We start from the raw sequence: 15,544 nt of genomic DNA, 5'->3' as shown, positions 1-15,544 counted from the left end.
TCCGATATGACAAAAGCCATCGACCCGCAGACGTTCGTGGCACAGGCCGCGAGCAGGCTCACCGGACCCGGCGGTCGATTCGAGATGGTGGTCGAGGACGTGCTCGGCGCGCCGCTGCCGGTGGTGCGCCATCGCAAGTCCTCGCTGCGGGAAGTGCTCGTCGCCGGGGCCGCGCACGGCGACCGGGACTATCTGGTCACCGCGGACCGCAGGATGTCGTTCACCGAGCACGCCGCCGCGGTCGCGGCACTGGCCACGGCCCTGCGCGACCGCTTCGGCGTCGGCAAGGGCGACCGCGTGGGCATTCTCGCCGCGAACACGCCCGAGTGGGTGCTCACCTTCTGGGCGGCCCAAGCGCTCGGCGCGATCGCGGTGGGTTACAACGCGTGGTGGGCGCCGCGCGAGATCGCCTACGGCGTCGAGCACACCAGCCCCTCCGTGCTCGTGGTCGACGCGAAGCGCGCGGCGCTGGTGGCGGAACTGGATATCCCGGTCCCGGTGCTCACCATGGAACACGACATACCCTCGCTGCTGGCCGAATACCGCACCGACGACCTGCCCGACACCGAGATCGACGAAGACGATCCCGCGGTGATCCTGTACACCAGCGGCACCAGCGGCCGACCCAAAGGGGCGGTGCACTCGCACCGAAACCTGGTGGCGGTCACCGACTACCACCTCTTCAACGACGCGCTGGCCGCCGCGCTCACCGGGGCGGACGAACTGCCGAGCGGGCGGCGCTTCCTGCTCACCTCGCCGCTGTTCCACATCGCCAGCCTGCACAACCTGGTGGTTCCCCGGCTGGTCACCGGTGACGCGGCGGTGATCCACCAGGGCTCGTTCGACGCCGACCGGGTGCTGCGGCTGATCGAGGCGCAGCGGGTCACCAACTGGGGCGCCATGCCGACCATGGCGACCAGGATGCTCGAACTCGACCTGTCCGACTACGACCTGTCCTCGCTCGCTTCCTTCTCGCTGAACTCCGCGCCGTCCTCGGCCGCGTTGCAGGAGAAGCTGCGCGATCAGCTGCCCGTCGCCCGCAACGCGCTGGTGACCAGCTACGGGCTCACCGAATGCAGCACCGCCGCGACGCTGGCGAGCCCGGCCGAACTGGCGGCGTTCCCGGACACGGTCGGTCGTCCGGTCGTCGGGGTCGCGCTGGAGATCCGCGACAGCGCGGGCAACGTGGTCCCCGACGGCACCGAAGGCGAGATCTGCGTGCGCAGCCCTTACGTGATGCTGGGCTACTGGCAGAACGAGGCAGCGACCGCCGCGGCGATCACCGCCGACCGCTGGTTGCGCACGGGCGATATCGGGGTGCTGGAGGACGGCAGGCTGCGCTTGTCCGGGCGTCGTTCGGATCTCATCCTGCGCGGCGGGGAGAACGTCTATCCCACGGAGATCGAGCAGTGCCTCGAGGAGCATCCGGCGGTGCGCGAGTGCGCGGTGCTCGGGGTACCCGACGCCGACCTCGGACAGCAGGTCGCCGCCGTGGTCGTGGTCGAAAGCGTCACGGCGACCAGCGAAGAGGAGCTGCGCGCGTTCGCCGCCGAGCGGCTCGCCTACTACAAGGTGCCCGCCCGCTGGCGGCTCACCACCACCGCACTACCGCGCAACGCGACCGGCAAGGTCATACGCGCCGATCTCGAGGTGTAAAGCCATGTACGACACCATCATCGCGAACGGCCAGTGGTTCGACGGCACCGGCGCGCCCTCGGCGATCCGGCACCTCGGCATCCGAGACGGTCGCGTCGCGACCGTCTCGGCCGACTCGATCGATGACCCCGACTGTCCGAACATCGTGGACGCCACCGGGAAATGGGTGATCCCGGGCATGCTCGACATCCACACCCACTACGACGTGGAGGTGCTCCAGCATCCCGCGCTGACCGAATCGCTGCGCCACGGCATCACCACGGTCCTGCTGGGCTCGTGCTCGCTGTCGACCGTCCACGTCGACGCCTCCGACGCGGGCGACCTGTTCGCACGGGTCGAGGCGATTCCGCGCAAGCACGTCCTCGCCGCGGTCGGCGAGCACAAGACCTGGCGCTCGGCGCACGAATACGCGGCCGCCCTGGAACAACTGCCGCTGGGCCCGAATGTCGCCGCGTTCATCGGGCATTCGGACATCCGCGCCGCGGAAATGGGTCTGGAGCGCGCGACCCGCAAGGACGTCCGGCCCGATGCCGCCGAACTGGCGGGGATGGCGGCGAAGCTGACCGAGGCGCTGGACGCCGGGTTCGTCGGCATGTCCTCCCAGCAGCTGCTGTTCGACAAACTCGACGGTGCGGTGTGCCGATCGCGCACCCTGCCGTCCACCTACGCGACCACCCGGGAACGGCGCAGGCTCAACGCCATCTTGCGCCGGCGCGGGCGGGCACTACAGGGCGGACCCGACGTGTCCCGCCCGCAGAGCCTGGTGACGATGGCGGCCGGTAGCCTCGGCCTGTTCCGCAAGCCGCTGAAGGTCAGCCTGCTCTCTGCCGCCGACCTCAAGGCCATTCCCGGCATCGCGTACCTTTTCCCGCTGATCGCGCGAGTGCTCAACGCGCTGGGCGGCGATTTCCGCTGGCAACACCTTCCGGTGCCGTTCGAGGTCTACGCCGACGGCATCGACCTGGTGGTGTTCGAGGAGTTCGGTTCCGGCGCCGAAGCGCTGCACCTCGCCGACCAAGTGGACAAGCGCCGGGAACTGTTGCGCGACCAGCAGTACCGGCGCCGCTTCCGCAAGGACTACGACAAGAAATTCGGCCCACGGGTGTGGCACCGTGATTTCTTCGATGCGCGGATCGTGGAATGCCCGGACGCGAGCGTGATCGGCAAGACCTTCGGCGAGGTGGGCGCGGAGCGCGGCGGCACGCACCCGGTGGACGCGTTCCTCGACCTCGTGGTGGAACACGGCGGGAAGGTCCGCTGGCGTACGACGATCTCCAACCACCGACCGGAAGTGCTCGATCGGCTCGCCGCCGACCCCGGCGTGCAATTGGGCTTCTCCGACGCGGGAGCGCATCTGCGCAACATGGCGTTCTACAACTTCGGGCTCCGCTTCCTGCGCCGGGTGCGCGACGCCGCGAACGCGGGCCGTCCGTTCCTGTCGATGGAACAGGCGGTGCACCGGCTCACCGGCGAACTCGCGGACTGGTACGGCCTGGACGCCGGACATCTGCGGGTGGGCGACCGAGCGGACGTCGTCGTGCTCGATCCGGCTCGCCTGGACGATTCGCTGGACGCCTACCACGAATCCCCCATCGCCCCCTTCGACAACCTGTCGCGCATGGTGAACCGCAACGACGAGGCGGTCACCGCGGTCTTGGTCGGCGGCGTGCCGGTGTTCGGCGGCGGCGCGCCCGCCGCGGAGCTCGGCGCCCGGCGGACCGGCCGTTTCCTGCGCGCGGCGACCGCCACCGGATAGTCCAACCGCCCGCTCGGTCCGGTTCGTCCACGTAAAATCGCTGCTACCCGGCGGTTCGCTCGCCGGTGGTTCGTAGGGAGTCAGCGTGGACGTATTCGAACATCGGGGCAGGTCCGTGGTCTTCGACCGCACGGGCAGCGGGTCTCCGGTCGTGTTCCTGCACAACGCGGGCACGCAACGCCGCATCTGGGACGACCAAGTCGCGGCACTGCGGGACTCGCATGAGGTCTTCGCGCTCGACCTGCCCGGCTACGGGCAGTCCGACCAGCCCGCGACCGGCTACCGCCTCACCGATTACGTCGACATGCTCACGGCGTTCCTCGACGCCCAACGCGTCACCGACGTGGTGCTGATCGGCAACTGTCTCGGCAGCGCCACCTCGCTGCGCTACGCCATGGGGCATCCCGACCGGGTGCGCGCGCTCGTCCTGATCAATCCGCTCACCTTGGACACCGTGAGTTCGGGACAGTCGGCGGGCCTGGCCTGGCTGGGCGCGCGGCTGCCGCTGGCGCCGCTGGCCCGCCGGATCAGCCTGCCGAACCCGGTGGTCTCGCTGATCGTCGGCAATCAGCTCGGCCCCCGCGGCCGGCGCTTGCGCACTCAGCACGAGCCGCGCGTGCGGGCGTACTGGACCGATCGGGGCAGGCTGCGAGCTCTGCACGGCTTGGTGCAGGATTTCCCGTCCTACCGCGCGTTGGACACCTTCGAGCCGCCCGCCGGTTTCCCGCCGATCTGCACGATCTGGGGGCGGCGCAACCGCATCCTGTCGGCGAAGGCGGGCGGACGGCTGAACCGCAAGCTGCGCCCGCACACGGCGGTGGAACTACCGGACTGCGGTCATCTTCCGATGGTGGAGGCTCCGCAGCGGGTCGCTTCGATCATCACCGGCTTCCTGGCCGCGACCGACGTCCCCGCGCGCGAGCAGTCCGGCGGCCGCTGAGCCACACTCAGAGCGGAGCCATAGTCGGGCACAGTTCGGCGAAACTGGCCGAGTGCACTCCGCATCCGGCGCATTCGAACACCATGCCCATGTCCAGCATCCAGTGGATGCGGGTATGGCAGGTCTCGCAGAGGAAATCCACACCCGCCGGATGGCAGCAGGACCGTTTACGGATGAACCATTCCGCGCGATGACGGCAGGGCACGGAATCGAAGCGGAACGTGCACTTCGGCGCGGCGGGCAACTCGGCGACGACGGCATCGAAAGCCGTTGTGGCCGTACGGGTGTTCACAGCGGATACCTTCCGGCGGAGCAGGGGCGGGAGAACGAGCGGTGCGGCGGCGCCTTCTACCCCCTGGATCGATCTCTCTCGATTAGCTGTTACCCGGATGAGTCCGCTTTCACACGGCGGCGGACCCGCTTGTTTGGTCACGAATCGCGCGGGAATCCGAATTGTGACGCCATCTAAGGGAAGGGGTTCTGTCATGTTGTTGCGCCGACTCGCCCGGCCGCTACTGGCCACCGTGTTCGTGGTCGACGGGGTCGATACGCTGCGGCACCCGGACGAGCGGGTGAAGTCCGCGAACGCACTGCTGGAACGGGGGCAACGGCAGCTGCCCGCAGAGGTCGCCGCGAAATTGCCATCGAATCCGTCGACCGTCGTGCAGGTCAACGCCTTCGCCCAGGTGGGCGGCGGCGTCCTGCTGGCCCTCGGCAAGGCGCCGCGACTGGCCGCTTTGGTGCTCGCCGCGACCGTCGTGCCCGCGGCCGTCACCGAGCAGGACTTCTGGAACGAACAGGATCCCGCCCGCAAGTCGGCGAAGCGCACCGCGTTCCTGAAGGATCTCGGGCTGCTCGGCGGACTGATGATCACCGCCGCCGACACCGAGGGCAAGCCTTCGCTGGGCTGGCGCGGACGCAGGGCCGCGCGCGATGCCGCCGCCGCGGTGACCGCGGCGTTGCCGTTCGGCGCGGCCTCGGACACCGCCACCGGCGCGGCACTGCGCAAGCACGCGCACGAGGCCGCGGACAAGGCGCGGGCAGTGGGCGCGGTGGCCGCGAGCAAGGGGGCGGAACTCGCCGAATCGGCCCAGCGGCACCGGCCCGGGTGGGCGGAGTCGGCCAAAGAGCACAGCAGCGACTGGGCCGAGACCGCCAAGACGCACGGGCAGGAGTGGGCCGAGATCGCCAAAGAACACGGTGCCGACTGGGCGGAGATCGCCAAAGAACGCGGCGCGGACTGGGCGGAAATCGCGAAAGAGCGCGGCGCGGAATGGGCCGAGATCGCCAAGGAGCGCGGCGCCGAATGGGCGGAGGTCGCCAAGGAGCAGAGCGTTCACCTCGCGGATCTGGCGAAACAGCGCGGCGCCGAATGGGCGGAGATCGCGAAAGAGCGCGGGCCTGAGCTCGCCGACGCCGCCAAGGAACGCGGTGTGCACGCGGCACACCTGGCGCGCGAGCGTGGAGCCCAGACCGCGCACGCGGCCCGCGACGCGATCGAGTCACGTCGCCACTGACGCGTCGCCACGGGCTCTCGGCCCGGAAAGGAAAGACGTGTCCGGCGAGCTGCACGAGGTGCGGCGCCCGAGTCCATGGCCGCCGGTCATGCCGGCACGGACACGTCGCGCACAAGCTGGTCGGCTGGGCCCTGCTCGGTCTCATGAGCGTTCGGTAGCGGGTGTCGCGCGACACCCGCTACTTTCGCGGGTGGGCATCCGTTTCGCCGCGCACGCCTTCGAGCGACTCGCCGTTTCGCGCCTGTTGTGACGGGACATGCGCTATGAGGTGCTCGCGCTCCCGCCGCAGGAGATGGTGACGGCTTCGCCGTTGAAGTGGCGGCCGTGCTCGGAGACCAGCAGCAGCATCGCCTCGGCCACCTCGGCGGGCTGGATCAGATCACCGTTGGGCGGCCCGGATTCGATGATCGCCATCCAGTCCTCCCTGGTGGGATTCTCCTTGTCCGGCATCATGAGCCGCCAGGTCGCCGGATTCTGGATCATGTCGGTGTCCACGCCGGAGGGCAGCAGCGCGTTCACCGTGATGCCGTACTCCGCCACTTCCAACGACAGTGACTTCACCAAGCCGAGCACGCCCCATTTGCTCGCGGCGTAGTGCGCCGCGTTGCGCACGCCCATCTTCGCCACGATGGAGGAGGTGGCCACCACGCGACCCCAGCGGCGCTCGATCATGTGCGGGACGACCGCGCGGAAGCTGTGGAACACGCCCGTCAGGTTGGTGTCGATCATGTCCCGCCACAACCGCTCGTCCATCTCGGCGACGGGCGAGTTGGACGCGATGCCCGCATTGGCGACGAGGATGTCGATGCGATCGAACTCCTCGAGCGCGCGCTCGGCGACCGTCCGCATCTGTTCCAGGCTGCGCACGTCGGCTCGGACGGCGACACAGCGGCGGCCGGTCCGCTCGACCAGCGCGGCGGTCTCGGCCAGGTCGCCGGGGGTGCTCAGCTCGTAGGGCAGGCCGGGCACCGGTGCGGCGATATCGCACACCACGATGTCCGCGCCCGCGTTCGCCAGCGCCAAGGCGTGCGCGCGCCCCTGTCCGCGGGCGCCGCCGGTGATCACCGCCACCCGGTCGTCGAGGTTGCCCATGACTGGCCCTTCGTCGGTCGGTACCTGCTTCGGCCGCCCCCATCGTGTCATGGGCGAACGAGCTGATCTCCCGGTTTTCCGGGGGCCGCGTCGCCGAGGCGATATTTCCCAGAGTTGGGAACGGGCCGCACCCGCTGCCTGGCACGACGTGCGCTTCTGCGTGCCGCAGCACGTCCGCAACCTGCGTAGACGGGGTCGCTGCGCCGAATTGTCCAGGGAGAGTGGAACAATGGGCACGATCTCGGCGCCGGAGCGGGCACGGCCATGGCACGGACGCGCCGACCCGACTGCGGCACGGAGACCACATGCACCCATTTCGACCCGGTCCAGCGACCGACCGTCCGCGATGTACGCTGCGCCCCGGAACGATCTCGCCCGTGCCCACGCGTCGTTCCAGGCACGAGCGTCGCATTGACATGGTTTCCTGGGGGCCCGATGACCGATTGTGAGTACCTTCCCGTGAATCTCGACCGACAGCTCGACGCCGAACCGACCGAGCACGACAACACCCTCGCCGACCGGCTCGCCAGCCCGCGGCTGCGCAGGCTGCTGCACACGGCCATCGGCCTGTCCGAGGACTCCGTCGACCTGCTGACGACCATGACCACGCGCCTGCGCGCGGCCGAGGGCATGATCCTGCGCGACCCGCTCGAGGACTACTGACCCACGGGCGGCCGGGGACTCCGGGCGGACAGCCGGCGGGGCGGGTTGCCGAACCGGCAACGATATTTGCCGTTTCGGTCGGCCCGATGGATGGTGGGACGCATGAGTGCGACACCCCATCACCACGCCGACCGGACGACGCCGACCACTGTCGAGTACTGGGAGGCCTTCTACCAGGAGCGCGACCAGATCTGGTCCGGACGGCCGAACTTCTTGCTGGTGCGTGAGCTCGAAGCCGTCCCCCCTGGCACCGCACTGGACCTGGGTTGCGCCGAGGGCGCCGACGCGATCTGGCTGGCCGAGCGCGGCTGGCGGGTCACGGCGGTCGACGTGTCGGAGACCGCGCTGGCCCGCGCCAGGACGAACGCGGCCCGCCAGGGAATCGACGGCGAAATAGATTGGCAGCGGCACGATCTGGACCACACCTTCCCCGCGGGAAGTTTCGACCTCGTCACGGCGCAGTATCTGCACTCACCGGCGGCGAAGGACGGCGAACGGACGCGCATCCTGAGCCGGGCGGCCGATGCGGTGGCTCCCGGCGGGCTGTTGCTGATCGTCGGTCACGCGCAATGGCCCTCCTGGGTACTGGAACCACCCGCCGACGTGCATTTCCCGACCACTGCCGAAGTACGGGCCGGTCTCGCGCTGGATCCGGCCGAATGGCACGTGGAAGTGGACGAGGAGGTCGAGCGCGAACACGCGAGCCCCGAGGGCAGGCCGGGCACGCGAAAAGACAACATCCTACGAATTCGCCGCAACTGACGGCGAGAGCAAATAACGGGCCAATCTCCTTGCAGCCGAGGAGAATTCGCGGAGCCTGCGCACGGAATTAACTCCGATATTACTCAGGATTCATGGTGCCGAGACGGATTTCTCGCTACTGTGGACGCAGCCTACAGTGCGGTGGGAATCGAGAATCTCACGTCGGTCGGGGGGAAATTCGCCCGTAGGAGAGTTCCCAGTGAAGTATCCCGTATGCGCACGCGTGCTAGGTCCGTTGACGCTTGCCCTGAACAATCACAATGCGACGCCGACCGCGCAGAAGCAGCGGCAGTTGCTGGCATTACTTTTGGTCCGGCACGACACCGTGGTCCCGGTGACGGCCCTGATCGAAGAACTGTGGAACGACGATCCGCCACGCAGCGCGGTGACGGTCGTGCAAACATACGTGCTCGGCATTCGCAAGAAGATGGCGGAGCAACTCGGAGTCGGACAGGCGGAGGTGGCCGAACGCTATCTGCGCACGCGCAGCAAAGGCTATTCCTTCGACGTGCGGGACTGTGTGTTCGACCTGCGTGACTACCAGTCCATGTCCGACGCCGCCCGATGCGCCGCCAAGACCGGCGACGACGAGCGCGCGGTGGACCTGTTCAGCGCCGCGGAAGCGCTGTGGAGCGGTCCCGCGCTGGTGGACGTGGAGGGTGGCATCCCGCTCGCCGCCGAGATCTCGCATCTGGATCACCTGCGGCTGACCAACATCGAGTTGCGCGTGGAGGCGGAATTGCGACTGGGCAGGCATCGTGAGGTCTGTCCCGACCTGGCGCGGCTGACCATGCAGCATCCGCTGCACGAGCGGCTCCAGGCGTACTACATGTTCGCCCTGTGCCGGTCGGGCCAGCGCGCTCGCGCCCTGGCCTCCTACCAGCGGTTCAGCCGGTCCATGCAGGACGAACTGGGGCTCGACCCCTGCCAGAAGCTGCAGAAGTTGCACCGGGACATCCTGACCGCCTCCGACGACTCGGTGAGCGCGATGCTCAACAGCCGCCACGCCGGTTACCTGATCGGGTGGTACTCCCCCGAGCGCCGCGCCGCCGCCGAAACCGCCTGACGCCGACGCCCGGCCGCGATCGCCGCCGGCCGGGCGAACCTCCGGCGCGCTCATCCCCGCCCGAGGAGCTCGTCCACCAGCCCGGTGGTGTGCGTGGCGGCGCGCATGGCTGGATGGTCGAGCACCTCGTACAGGAAATCCCGGGTGGTCGCGACGCGGGCGCCGGAAATCCGGAATTCCGCCAGCGCCCGCCGCATCCGGGCCAGCGCCCGGTCCCGGTCCGGCGCCCACACCACCAGTTTGGCCAGCAGCGAATCATAGTGCGGAGGTATCGAATAACCGGCGTGCGCATGGGTGTCGACACGGACGAAGGGGCCGCCGGGCGGGGTGAATTCCGCCAGGATTCCCGGAGCGGGCGCGAATTCCGCGGCAGGGTCTTCGGCATTGATCCGGCATTCGATCGCCGCGCCGCGCAGGACGATATCTTCCTGATCGATGCCGAGCGGTTGCCCCGCCGCGACTCGAATCTGCTCGGCGATGAGATCTATACCTGTCACCATTTCGGTGACCGGATGTTCGACCTGAATTCGGCAGTTCACTTCCATGAAATAGTAATTGCCGTCCCGATCGACCAGGAATTCCACGGTTCCCGCGCCGGTATACCCTGCCTCGAGCACACCGTGCACGGCGGATGCGCCCATTCGCTCGGCCAGACCGTCCGGCAGCAGCGGGGCAGGCGATTCCTCGATCAATTTCTGGTGCCTGCGCTGCACCGAACAGTCGCGTTCACCCAGGTGCACGCCATTGCCGTAGGCATCGCACAGCACCTGGATCTCGACGTGTCTGGCGGCGGCGAGGTACTTCTCCAGGTACACCCGGCTGTCGCCGAACAGCATCCGCGCCGTCGCCCTGGTCTCCTGATAGGCGCGCGGGAACGCCGCACTCTCGTGCACCACCTGCATGCCGCGCCCGCCGCCGCCCGCGGCCGCCTTGACGATCACCGGGTAGCCGATCGAATCCGCGAGCGCGTGCGCCTCGTCGAGTTCGAGCGGATCGAGGCTGCCCGGCAGCAGCGGCAGTCCCGCCTTCGCCATCAGCGTGCGCGCCGACTGCTTGTCGCCGAGCTGGGCCATCACGTCGGCGGGCGGCCCGATCAACGTGACGCCCGCCGCCCGGCACGCGTCGGCGAAATCCGGTGACTCGGAGAGGAATCCGTATCCGGGATGGATCGCGTCCGCGCCGGTGAGCTCGGCGGCGGCCAGGATCGCCGCGGCGTTCAGATAACTGCGCTTGGCCGCGGACGGGCCGATCTGCACCGCCTCGTCGGCGAAACGCACCACCGCCGACTCGGCGTCGGCGACCGAGTGCACCGCGACGGTGCGCACGCCGAGTTCGCGGCAGGTGCGCGCGACGCGCAGCGCGATCTCACCACGGTTGGCGATCAGGATCTTCTCGAACATGGCGCCACTCCTACGCGACCGACCGGACCAGGACCTGCCGCCGCGCGCCGAAGCGCCGGAACCGGGCGCGGCGCTCGTCGGCCAGCTCCGCACCGCTGCGACCGGACAGTTCGCCGAGGGTCGCGGTCAGGGCCCGGTGCAGCTGTTCGGCAGCGGCCACGGGGGCCGCGCCCACGTCGTCGCCCGGCTCGGGCAGCACCGCGTCGACGACACCGAGACGCAGCAGGTCTCGCGCGGTCAGCGACAGCGCGGCCGCGGCCTCCGGTGCGGCGGCGGGATCGTTCCACACGATCGCCGCGCAGCCTTCCGGGCTGATCACCGAGTACGTGCCGTTCGCGAACATCAGCACCCGGTTGGCGACGCCGAGCGCCAGGGCCCCGCCGCTGCCGCCTTCGCCGATCACCACGCTGATCACCGGCACCCGCAGCGCGGACATCAACCGGATGTTCTCCGCGATGACGATCGCCTGCCCCTGCTCCTCGGCGGTCGCGCCCGGATACGCGCCGGGCGTGTCGATCAAGGTGACCACGGGCAGCCCGAGCTTTTCGGCCAGGCGCATCAGACGAGCCGCTTTGCGATAGCCGGCCGGAGTCGGCATGCCGAAGTTGCGTTCCATCAGCTCCTTGGGGTCGTGTCCTTTCTGGTGGCCGATCACCATGACCGGCCGCCCGCCGAGCCACGCCGTTCCGCCGACCACCGCGGCGCAATCGCCGGAGATCCGGTCGCCGCGCAGCTCGCGGAACCCGTCGAAGGCGAGTGCGAAGTAGTCCAGCGCGGTCGGCCGCTGCGGAGACCGCGCCCGGCGCACTTGTGTCCAGGGATCGGTCGCGGGAACGCGGGCCGGATCGGTGATCACGCCCGCGTCGGCGGGTACGAAGGTCTCGGCGGAATCGACCGGCCCCGCGGCCCGCAGCAGTGCGCCGAGCGCCTGGCGCAGGCCCGCGCGCGGCACGATCATGTCGATGAGCCCGCGTTCCAGCAGGAATTCGGCGGTCTGGAACTTCGGCGGCAATTCCTGCCGGATGGTCTGCTCGATCACTCGCCGTCCGGCGAACCCGAGCCGGGCGCCCGGTTCGGCGATCAGCACGTCGGAGAGGGTGGCGAAGGAAGCCGCGACGCCGCCGTAGGTGGGGTCGGTGATCAAGGTGACGGTGAGGATGCCCGCCCGGTCCAGTTGCTCCAGCGCCGCGCTGGTCTTGGCCATCTGCATCAGCGACAGCGGGCCCTCCTGCATCCGGGCGCCTCCGGAGGCGGTGACAATGACCAGCGGAACACGTTGGGCCAGAGCGGTTTCGGCGGCAGCGGTGATCATTTCGCCGACCGCGGTGCCGAGGCTGCCGCCCAGGAAGCGGAAGTCCATGGCGGCGATCACCACCGGCCTGCCCTCGATCGCGGCCAGCGCGCACAGCACCGCGTCGTGCATGCCGGTGCGGGAGCGCGCGGCGGCCAGCCGGTCCGGGTAGGGCTTGGTGTCGGTGAAGGTCAGCGGGTCTTCGTCGGTGGCGGCGACCGGCAGCGGCTCGAAGCGTCCCTCGTCGGCGAGCTGCTCGATGCGCTGCCGCGCGGTGATCGGCGTGTGCCTGCCGCATTCGCCACAGACGCCGAGGTCGCGGGCGAACCGCTTGCCGTACAGCGGGATCAGGCATGCCGGGCAGAGCACCCAGTCCGCGGCGCCGTGCTGGCCGTGTGCTGACTTCATCACGCGTGTCTCCTGTGCTCGGGAACAGGTGATCGATCCGGGCGGCGCCGGCCGGGCGATCACAGCGACAGCCTGCGCCCCACCGCTCGAGAACAACTCGACTCGCTCGCTCGAGCGAGGTTCGAGGACCGTCCCCGATGCTCGATCGCACCATCGAAGGGAGAACGCCATGAACACCAATGCATCCGGTGGTGTGCGATGAGCCGCCGCGTTGTCGTCACCGGGCTCGGCGTCCGCGCGCCCGGCGGGTCGGGCAAGGACGAGTTCTGGAAGCTGCTGTCCGAGGGCCGCACGGCGACGCGCCGGATCTCGTTCTTCGACGCCTCGCCGTACCGGTCCCAGGTGGCCGGCGAAGCGGACTTCGACCCGGCGCTGGAAGGGCTGTCCCCCAGGGAGATTCGGCGCATGGACCGGGCTGTGCAGTTCGCCGTGGTCTGCGCGCGGGAGGCGGTGGCCGACAGCGGGCTCGACCTCGCGACGGTCGATCCGCACCGGCTCGGCGTGAGCCTCGGCAGTGCGGTCGCCGCGGCCACCAGCCTGGAGCGCGAATACCTGGTGCTGTCGGACTCCGGGAAGAACTGGCTGGTCGACGAGACGTATCTCTCTCCGCACATGTTCGACTACATGATCCCCAGCGTGATGCCCGCCGAAGTGGCCTGGAGCGTGGGCGCCGAGGGACCGGTGGCGATGGTCTCCAACGGATGCACCTCGGGACTGGACTCGGTGGGCCACGCGGTGCAGCTGATCCGCGAGGGCTCCGCCGACGTCATGGTTGCGGGCGCGTCGGACACCCCCATCACACCGATCGTGGTGGCCTGCTTCGACGCGATCAAGGCGACCACCCCGCGCAACGACGAGGCGGAGGTGGCCTCACGGCCGTTCGACAACTCGCGCAACGGGTTCGTACTCGCCGAAGGCGCCGCGATGTTCGTGCTGGAGGCGTACGAGAGCGCGCGCAAGCGTGGCGCGCACATCTACGCCGAGATATCCGGGTACGCGACCAGGTGCAACGCCTACCACATGACGGGCCTCAAGGCCGACGGCCGCGAGATGGCCGAGGCGATCCGGGTCGCGCTCGACGAATCCAGGATCGACCCGACCGGTGTGCACTACATCAACGCGCACGGCTCCGGCACCAGGCAGAACGACCGGCACGAGACCGCGGCGGTGAAGCGCAGTCTCGGCGCGCACGCCTACGCCACGCCGATGAGCTCGATCAAGTCGATGGTCGGGCATTCGCTCGGCGCGATCGGCTCGGTCGAGATCGCCGCCTCGCTGCTGGCGCTGGAATACCAGGTGGTGCCGCCGACGGCGAACCTGCACGAACCCGATCCCGAATGCGATCTGGACTACGTGCCGCTGGTCGCCCGCGACCATCGGATGGACACCGTGCTCACGGTGGGCAGCGGGTTCGGCGGCTTCCAGAGCGCGATGGTGCTGCGCAAGGCGGAGGCGGTGGCGGCATGATCCTCGTGACCGGAATGGGAGTGCTCGCGCCGAACGGCATGGGCGTGGAGCGTTTCTGGGACGCCGTGCTGGCCGGGCGCGGCGGGATCGCGCCGCTCACCCGGTTCGACACCAGCGGTTCGTCGGCGCGACTGGCCGGACAGGTGGCCGATTTCGACGCCGGTGAGCACCTGCCGAGCAGGCTGCTGCCGCAGACGGACGTCTCGACCCGGATGGCGCTGGTCGCCGCGCAGTGGGCGCTGGACGACGCGAAGGTCGACACGGCGACGATGACCGACTACGACATGGGCGTGGTGACCGGAAACGCCTCCGGCGGTTTCGAGTTCACCCATCGCGAATTCAACAAGCTGTGGTCGCTCGGCTCCGAGCACGTCAGCGTGTACGAGTCCTTCGCGTGGTTCTACGCGGTCAACACCGGCCAGATCTCCATCCGGCACGGCATGCGCGGACCGAGCAGCGCCTTGGTCGCCGAGCAGGCGGGCGGACTGGACGCGATCGGCCACGCGCGGCGCACCGTGCGGCGCGGGACGCCGCTGGTGGTCACCGGCGGCGTCGACTCGGCGCTGGACCCGTGGGGGTGGGCCTCGCATCTGTCCAGCGGCGGGGTGAGCGCCGCGACCGACCCCGACCGCGCCTATCTACCGTTCGACGCCCGCGCCGCCGGCTACGTGCCCGGTGAAGGCGGCGCGATGCTGGTTGTGGAGGACGCCACCGCCGCGCGTGCCCGTGGGGTGCCCAAAGTGCACGGTGAGATCGCCGGCTACGCCTCGACCTTCGACCCGCCGCCCGGTTCCGGTCGTCCGTCGGGCCTGCGCCGCGCCGCCGAACTCGCGCTGGCCGACGCCGGGATGACGCCCGGTGACATCGACGTGGTGTTCGCCGACGCCTCCGGCATACCCGATCGCGACCGCGACGAGGCCGCCGCCATCGAGGCGCTGTTCGGGCCGGGCGGCGTTCCGGTCACCGCGTCGAAACCGCTGACCGGACGCCTGTTCTCCGGTGCTGGTCCGCTCGACGTCGTCACCGCGCTGCTGGCCATGCGCGACTCGGTGATCCCGCCCACCGCCCGCACCTCCACGCCCGCCGAGGATTACCGGATCGATCTGGTTCTCGGCGCCCCGCGCTCCGCCACCGTCGGCGGCGCGCTCGTCCTGGCACGCGGGCGCTGGGGTTTCAACTCCGCGGTCGTCGTGCGCGCCGTGTCCGATCGAGATCTGCCGAGGAGCGAATCATGACCATGACCATCACCGAACTACGCCGCATTCTGGTGGACTGCGCGGGCGGCGAGGACCTCGCCGAACTCGGCGGCGACATCGCCGCCGTGGAATTCGAGGAGCTGGGCTACGACTCGCTCGCGCTCATCGAGACCGCGGCGCGGATTCAGCGCGATTTCGGCGTGACGATCCCGGAGGAAGAACTCGTCGAGGTCAAGACGCCGCAAGAGCTGGTCGACATCGTGAACGCCCAACTGCGCGGTGCGGCATGAGCGGTCAGGCCCGGAGGAGGCAGCGCAGCGTAACCACGCA

At 69.5% G+C, this 15,544-nt stretch carries 14 protein-coding genes; 10 read left to right on the top strand and 4 right to left on the bottom strand.

The genetic code is table 11. The features are described from left to right. The first annotated feature begins 6 nt into the window (after window positions 1-6). The 3 genes from ACIHAX_RS09685 (at window position 7) to ACIHAX_RS09675 (ending at window position 4,352) form a co-directional block, all read left to right on the top strand. Window positions 7-1,656 (top strand): class I adenylate-forming enzyme family protein, encoded by a 1,650-nt coding sequence (locus ACIHAX_RS09685; RefSeq protein WP_397276809.1) that lies wholly within the window; start codon window positions 7-9, stop codon window positions 1,654-1,656. 4 nt (window positions 1,657-1,660) lie between these two features. Continuing rightward, entirely contained in the window at window positions 1,661-3,412 is a 1,752-nt protein-coding gene (locus ACIHAX_RS09680; protein WP_364431490.1) for an amidohydrolase family protein, read from the top strand. Between the two features lie 85 nt (window positions 3,413-3,497). Continuing rightward, window positions 3,498-4,352, top strand: coding sequence for an alpha/beta fold hydrolase (locus ACIHAX_RS09675; RefSeq protein WP_397276806.1), 855 nt, complete (start codon window positions 3,498-3,500; stop codon window positions 4,350-4,352). Between the two features lie 7 nt (window positions 4,353-4,359). On the opposite strand, the gene ACIHAX_RS09670 is transcribed toward ACIHAX_RS09675, so the two are convergent. After that, window positions 4,360-4,644, bottom strand: coding sequence for a hypothetical protein (locus ACIHAX_RS09670; protein ID WP_397276804.1), 285 nt, complete (start codon window positions 4,642-4,644; stop codon window positions 4,360-4,362). Window positions 4,645-4,837: 193 nt separating this feature from the next. On the opposite strand from ACIHAX_RS09670, the gene ACIHAX_RS09665 reads away from it, so the two are divergent. Continuing rightward, window positions 4,838-5,869 (top strand): DoxX family membrane protein, encoded by a 1,032-nt coding sequence (locus tag ACIHAX_RS09665; RefSeq protein WP_355077903.1) that lies wholly within the window; start codon window positions 4,838-4,840, stop codon window positions 5,867-5,869. A gap of 261 nt (window positions 5,870-6,130) precedes the next feature. On the opposite strand, the gene ACIHAX_RS09660 is transcribed toward ACIHAX_RS09665, so the two are convergent. Further along, a complete protein-coding gene (locus tag ACIHAX_RS09660) occupies window positions 6,131-6,961 on the bottom strand; it encodes a mycofactocin-coupled SDR family oxidoreductase (RefSeq protein WP_355077904.1) in 831 nt (276 codons plus the stop codon). 435 nt (window positions 6,962-7,396) lie between these two features. Between ACIHAX_RS09660 and ACIHAX_RS09655 the strand changes: the two genes are divergently transcribed. From ACIHAX_RS09655 to ACIHAX_RS09645, 3 genes are all read left to right on the top strand, one after another. Continuing rightward, a complete protein-coding gene (locus tag ACIHAX_RS09655; RefSeq protein WP_356960870.1) occupies window positions 7,397-7,624 on the top strand; it encodes a hypothetical protein in 228 nt (75 codons plus the stop codon). Window positions 7,625-7,726: 102 nt separating this feature from the next. Then, window positions 7,727-8,386, top strand: a complete 660-nt coding sequence (locus ACIHAX_RS09650; RefSeq protein WP_364431477.1) for a class I SAM-dependent methyltransferase — start codon at window positions 7,727-7,729, stop codon at window positions 8,384-8,386. 199 nt (window positions 8,387-8,585) lie between these two features. Next, window positions 8,586-9,452 (top strand): AfsR/SARP family transcriptional regulator, encoded by an 867-nt coding sequence (locus ACIHAX_RS09645; protein WP_355077907.1) that lies wholly within the window; start codon window positions 8,586-8,588, stop codon window positions 9,450-9,452. A gap of 50 nt (window positions 9,453-9,502) precedes the next feature. On the opposite strand, the gene ACIHAX_RS09640 is transcribed toward ACIHAX_RS09645, so the two are convergent. Together ACIHAX_RS09640 and accA are read right to left on the bottom strand one after the other, a co-directional pair. Next, window positions 9,503-10,852 carry an acetyl/propionyl/methylcrotonyl-CoA carboxylase subunit alpha gene (locus ACIHAX_RS09640; RefSeq protein ID WP_397276801.1) on the bottom strand — a complete coding sequence of 450 codons (1,350 nt, stop codon included), beginning with the start codon at window positions 10,850-10,852 and terminating at the stop codon, window positions 9,503-9,505. A gap of 10 nt (window positions 10,853-10,862) precedes the next feature. Further along, on the bottom strand, window positions 10,863-12,551 hold the full coding sequence (gene accA, locus ACIHAX_RS09635) for an acetyl-CoA carboxylase carboxyl transferase subunit alpha (protein WP_397276987.1): 1,689 nt from the start codon (window positions 12,549-12,551) through the stop codon (window positions 10,863-10,865). Window positions 12,552-12,749: 198 nt separating this feature from the next. On the opposite strand from accA, the gene ACIHAX_RS09630 reads away from it, so the two are divergent. Genes ACIHAX_RS09630 through ACIHAX_RS09620 form a run of 3 tightly spaced genes read left to right on the top strand, consistent with a single transcriptional unit; the run spans window position 12,750 to window position 15,504 of the window. Next, window positions 12,750-14,018, top strand: a complete 1,269-nt coding sequence (locus tag ACIHAX_RS09630) for a beta-ketoacyl-[acyl-carrier-protein] synthase family protein (protein WP_364431470.1) — start codon at window positions 12,750-12,752, stop codon at window positions 14,016-14,018. After that, window positions 14,015-15,253: a ketosynthase chain-length factor gene (locus ACIHAX_RS09625; protein WP_397276799.1), complete on the top strand. Its 1,239-nt coding sequence runs from the start codon at window positions 14,015-14,017 to the stop codon at window positions 15,251-15,253. The genes ACIHAX_RS09630 and ACIHAX_RS09625 overlap by 4 nt, the downstream gene beginning before the upstream one ends. Next, window positions 15,250-15,504 carry a phosphopantetheine-binding protein gene (locus ACIHAX_RS09620; RefSeq protein WP_355077911.1) on the top strand — a complete coding sequence of 85 codons (255 nt, stop codon included), beginning with the start codon at window positions 15,250-15,252 and terminating at the stop codon, window positions 15,502-15,504. The genes ACIHAX_RS09625 and ACIHAX_RS09620 overlap by 4 nt, the downstream gene beginning before the upstream one ends. Window positions 15,505-15,544 lie beyond the last annotated feature (40 nt).

The sequence above is a fragment of the Nocardia sp. NPDC051929 genome (genome assembly GCF_044548645.1).
In the GTDB taxonomy this organism is placed as follows: Bacteria; Actinomycetota; Actinomycetes; order Mycobacteriales; family Mycobacteriaceae; genus Nocardia; species Nocardia sichangensis.
The sequence above is the reverse complement of the archived record's forward strand: the minus strand, read 5'-3'. Positions and strand labels throughout refer to the sequence as shown.